This is a genomic window from Halapricum sp. CBA1109, from assembly GCF_009741825.1.
In the GTDB taxonomy this organism is placed as follows: domain Archaea; phylum Halobacteriota; class Halobacteria; order Halobacteriales; family Haloarculaceae; genus Halapricum.
In genome coordinates this window covers 1-4,709 of record NZ_WPCA01000176.1, presented here as the reverse complement: position 1 = coordinate 4,709, position 4,709 = coordinate 1, and the positions used below count along the sequence as shown (strand labels likewise).

Annotated in this window: 6 protein-coding genes; 3 read left to right on the top strand and 3 right to left on the bottom strand. The window is 68.0% G+C overall.

Going from position 1 to position 4,709, the window contains the following annotated elements:
- A partial coding sequence (locus tag GJ629_RS14385) for a DEAD/DEAH box helicase (RefSeq protein ID WP_370515923.1) occupies nucleotides 1-1,008 on the bottom strand: 1,008 nt, incomplete at its 3' end.
- 161 nt (nucleotides 1,009-1,169) lie between these two features.
- Here GJ629_RS14385 and dapA point away from each other — a divergent pair.
- Both dapA and dapB read left to right on the top strand, forming a co-directional pair.
- Nucleotides 1,170-2,090, top strand: coding sequence for a 4-hydroxy-tetrahydrodipicolinate synthase (gene dapA / locus GJ629_RS14380; RefSeq protein WP_157513648.1), 921 nt, complete (start codon nucleotides 1,170-1,172; stop codon nucleotides 2,088-2,090).
- Nucleotides 2,087-2,860: a 4-hydroxy-tetrahydrodipicolinate reductase gene (gene dapB / locus GJ629_RS14375; RefSeq protein WP_157513647.1), complete on the top strand. Its 774-nt coding sequence runs from the start codon at nucleotides 2,087-2,089 to the stop codon at nucleotides 2,858-2,860. The genes dapA and dapB overlap by 4 nt, the downstream gene beginning before the upstream one ends.
- A 3-nt stretch (nucleotides 2,861-2,863) precedes the next feature.
- Here dapB and GJ629_RS14370 read toward each other — a convergent pair whose 3' ends face one another.
- Together GJ629_RS14370 and GJ629_RS14365 are read right to left on the bottom strand one after the other, a co-directional pair.
- Nucleotides 2,864-3,286, bottom strand: a complete 423-nt coding sequence (locus GJ629_RS14370; RefSeq protein WP_157513646.1) for a transcriptional regulator — start codon at nucleotides 3,284-3,286, stop codon at nucleotides 2,864-2,866.
- 6 nt (nucleotides 3,287-3,292) lie between these two features.
- On the bottom strand, nucleotides 3,293-3,580 hold the full coding sequence (locus tag GJ629_RS14365; protein ID WP_231754650.1) for a DUF6516 family protein: 288 nt from the start codon (nucleotides 3,578-3,580) through the stop codon (nucleotides 3,293-3,295).
- Between the two features lie 101 nt (nucleotides 3,581-3,681).
- Here GJ629_RS14365 and GJ629_RS14360 point away from each other — a divergent pair, with 101 nt between their 5' ends.
- Complete coding sequence (locus GJ629_RS14360; protein WP_157513645.1) at nucleotides 3,682-4,515, top strand: 2,3,4,5-tetrahydropyridine-2,6-dicarboxylate N-succinyltransferase; 834 nt, start codon at nucleotides 3,682-3,684, stop codon at nucleotides 4,513-4,515.
- Nucleotides 4,516-4,709 lie beyond the last annotated feature (194 nt).

The window sequence follows — 4,709 nt, the reverse complement described above, 5'->3', positions numbered from 1 at the left end:
GCGCTCGGCCGTCTGTCGGGAGGGCGTGAACACCAGCGTCTGGAGGCCGCGCTGGACCAAATCGACGAACAACTGCTTGGTCTCGACGTGGTGGGAACGCCGGCGCCCCATCCCGCCGTCGGTCTCGGGCGGGTTCCACACCAGCCAGTGGGTCGGCCCGGTCGCGCTGTCGTCGGTGTCGACGAGCGTGAACGACGCGGGGTCCTGTCCGGTCACCGTCGCGGCGTGGTCGACGGGATTGCCGATAGTCGCCGAACAGCAGACATACTGTGGCTGGCTCTCTGGCGAGAGCGACCGACCCGCGCCCGGGCCGCCACCGCCGTCGTCCGCGAACCGCTCGACCACGCGGTTGAGTCGCCGAAAGAGCAGCGACACCTGACTCCCGAAGACGCCCCGGTACTCGTGGACCTCGTCGACGACGACCGTTTCGAGGCGCTCGAAGAACCAGTCCCACAGGCGGTGAGCGTGTGGCAGGATGCCGTAGTGGAGCATATCCGGCGTCGTCAGCAAGACTGTGGGCTGGCGCTCACGAATCGCCCGCTTCTCGGATTTTGATTTGCGACCCGTGTACTCCGCAACCCGGACTTTGCTCCCGAAGCCCAACTCGCCCGCGAGCGACGACAGCGTCTCGGTCTGGTCGGCGATGAGCGCGACCTGTGGCGCGATGTACAGCGTCGTCCCGCGGCCGTCGCTGGCGGCGTCGTCGGGCGTCCCGCCGCCCCAGCGGCCGTCCATCGCTCGCTCGAAGGCCGGCACGGTGTAGGCGAGGGACTTTCCGCTGGCCGTCGGCGTGGCGAGGACGACGCTGTCGCCGTCCCGGACGGCCTCGACCGCGCGGGCCTGATGGCCGTACAGCGAGTCGATACCGCGGGATTCGAGTGCGCTCCGGAGTCGCGGCGCGACGTCCACGTCCCCGAGCGTCGCCGTCCGGCCGGTGACCGTCCGCCGGTCCCGTATCTGTCCCTCGTAGTACGGCCGGTCCCGGAGCCACGAAATCGTCTCGTCCACGGGCCCGCTACCGGCCGGGCGGACAAACCCGTTGTGACTGTCGGGCCGCGCCGTCGGGCGGGTCCAGCCGCGGTAGGCGGACCCGGACCGCACACGCCGGGCGTGCGGTCGGCGTGCGCGTCCCGGGTCTGTTTTAATCCCCGCGCTCGAACCCTTCCCCAATGACGACACATCTCTTCGAGGGCGTCTACCCCGCGATGGTGACGCCGTTCGACGAGGACGAACGCATCGACTTCGAGCAACTGCGGGCCGACGCACAGCGTCTGGAGGCCGCCGGCGTCGACGGCCTCGTCCCGGTCGGGTCGACCGGCGAGTCGGCGACGCTCTCCCACGACGAACACGTCGAAGTCGTCGAGGCCGTCGTCGACGCCGTCGGGGACGTTCCGGTCATCGCCGGCACCGGGTCGAACAACACCCGCGAGGCGCTGGAACTCTCAGAGCGCGCCGCCGACGCCGGGGCCGACGCGCTGTTGCTCATCTCGCCGTACTACAACAAACCCGAACAGGACGGCTTCCTCGACCACTACCGGACGCTCGCCGACGCCGTCGACCTCCCCCAAATCGTCTACAACGTCCCCTCCCGAACGGGCCAGAACATCGCCCCGGACACCGTCGTCGAACTGGCGAGTCACCCGAACATCGCCGGCTACAAGGCCGCCAGCGGCGACCTCGGGCAGGTCAGCGAGATTATCGAACGCACCGACGAGGAGACGTTCGCGGTCCTCTCGGGCGACGACGGCCTCACCCTCCCGATGCTCTCTCTCGGGGCCGACGGCTGTATCTCCGTCGTCGCCAACGTCGAGCCCGAGCGGACCTGCGCGATGGTCGGTGCGGCGCTGGCCGGCGACTACGAGCGCGCCCGCTCGCTCCACCACGAACTCGGCCCGCTCACGCGACAGCTGTTCGTCGAGACCAACCCCATCCCGGTGAAGGAGGCGATGCGCATCCGCGGACACGGCTCCGCGCGCCTGCGGTCGCCGCTGACTCGCCTTTCTGACGAACACGTCGACGCGCTCGAGGCCGAACTGGACCGACTGGCCGACGAGGACCTCGAAGCGGCCTACGAGGAGGTCGAGCGATGACGACGACCATCGGCGTCACGGGCGCGGCCGGGCGGATGGGCGAGGCCGTGATCGAGACGGCCGCCGACCGCGAGGACGTCGCGGTGCTGTTCGGCGTCGACGCGACCGAGACCGACGCCGTCGGCGGCGTTCCGGTCCACGACGCCGCCGAGTTCGAGGCGCTGCTGTCCGAGCACGGCCCCGACGCCGTCGTCGACTTCACCGTCCCCGAGGCGGCGGTCGAGTTCGCCGCGGCCTGTGCCGACCGGGGCGTCCCGCTGGTGACCGGCACCACCGGCCACGACGACCTGCAGTTCGAGGCGCTTGCGGCCGCCAGCGAGCGAACCCCGGTGTTGAAGGCGACGAACTTCGCCCGCGGGATTCAGGCGCTACTCCGGACCGTCGAGGAGGCCGTCGGCGCGCTCCCGGGCTACGACATCGAAGTGACCGAAACCCACCACAATCAAAAGCGCGACGCGCCCAGCGGGACCGCAAACACCATCCTCGAGACGATCAAGGACGCCGACGAGGACCGCGCCGACGCGCCCGAGGAGTACGGCCGCGAGGGCATCCAGCCCCGCGAGGACGGCGAGATAGGGGTTCACGTCCGGCGGGCGGGCGACATCCGCGGCGAACACGAGATTCTGCTCGCCGGCAACGACGAGGTGGTGAAACTCTCCCACCGCGCCGAGGACCGCGCGGTGTTCGCGGCCGGTGCCGTCGACGCCGCGGTGTGGCTTGCCGAGAGGGAGGCCGGCTGGTACGACTTCGCGGACGTTATCGACGGATAAGGTTCAGACGGTCGCTTCGTCGGAGTCCTCGGTGGTGTCGACGAGCGGCAGGTCGATGTCGATAGCGTCGTACCACACGACCGGCCGTTTGGCGGTGCCGTCCTCGACCAGTTCGATCAGGTGGAGCGATTCGAGTTCGGTCAGGTTGCGGTGGACCTGACTCACGTCACGGTCGACGAGACGCGCCGTCTCGCGGATACTCCCGGGCTCGTGCTGGACGATAGCGCGGAGCAGCGCCAAGGATTTCGGCCGCGTCACCTGGTGGACGTCCGCCGGGTCGTCGTAGACGACTTCCAGTTGCGGGTCGGGCGTCTCGCCCCTGTCGAGTGCGTCCAAGGCGTCCGTGAGGGCGTCGTCGTCACCCTCGCGGAAGCGGATGTGAAGCGTGCGGTCAGTATCGTCGGTGGAGTTACCATTCGTGTCCATAGTCGATCACCTCGGCTTTGAATCGCTGAAAGAGGGAATGCGGCTGTCGGAATCGATGTCTTCGACCGATCCGTCCGACCGGTGTTTGTGGTGGTGTGCAGCACCGGGATGATCGGGGAAGTTATCGTATCGAACGATAGTCTCTCCGGCGGCGTTGCCGTACTGCATCGAGTATCTCACTCCCTCCGGGTAGCGATCCGACTCGGGGACGCGATACGCCGTGATCTCGGCGTAGTGATCGCCGAAATCCCGAGTGACGTCGATGACCTGCTCGGCATCATCGTCCCCCGTCATAGATGTTGTTACGAGCTCCAACGACCTAACTGTTGCTCCGAGTATCCGCGTTCCCGAACGGTATCGACGGCTAAATACTCCGGGAGACCACACCGTCGGGTATGAGCCTGAAAGCAGACGTCGAGGACCTGTACGCACGCTACGAGGACGGCCTGACCGCCGCCGACGCCGACGAAGACGACCACGCCACGCTGGAGCGGTTTCTGGAATCGCTGGAAGCGGGCGAGGTGCGGGCCGCCGAGAAGTCCGGCGGCGAGTGGGAGGCAAACGCGTGGGTCAAGGAGGGCATCCTCCTGAACTTCGGCCTGCGGGAGACACAGGCCCGCGAGTACGGCGGCGTCACCTACCACGACGTCCTGCCCCTCCGGGAGACGGCCGACCTCGGCGAGCGCGGAACCCGGAACACGCCCGACGGGACAGTCATCCGTCGCGGGGCCCACATAGGCAGCGACGCGATCATGATGTCCCCGAGTTTCGTCAACGTCGGTGCCCACGTCGGCGACGGGACGCTGATCGACTCCTGTGACACCGTCGGCTCGTGTGCACAGATCGGCGAGAACGTGAAACTGGGCGCGAACACGCTGATCGGCGGCGTCCTCGAACCCGTCGAGGACGCGCCGGTCATCGTCGAGGACGACGTCTCGCTGGGCGCTGGCTGTCGGGTCACCAGCGGCTTCGTCGTCGGCGAGGGCTCTATCGTCGGCGAGAACACGCTTCTCACCCCCCGGATCCCGGTCTACGACCTCGTCGACGAGGAAGTGTACTACGGCGAACTGCCGCCCGAGCGGCGGGCGTTCCAGCGGTTCGTCGACTCCTCGGTCGGCGACCACGACCTGCTCCCCGGCGGCGCGTACAAGCCCGCCGTCGTCGCCACCGACGTCGAGGAAGAGACGCTGGAAGCCGCCGAGAAGGAAGCCGCCCTGCGAGACAACTGATCAGTGTTTATTGTAGGTCATTTCGGTATCGACCGCCCGCATTTGGGCCGTCGCACCGGTAAACAGCTACAATAAACACTATGAGACACCCGGCGGCGACCGTAAGGGTTGAACCGTCCCCATCCCGAACAGGGGACAATGACTGCCGACTCGGCCGGCCGATCCGGCGTCGTCGCCGGACGTGGGACCACGGG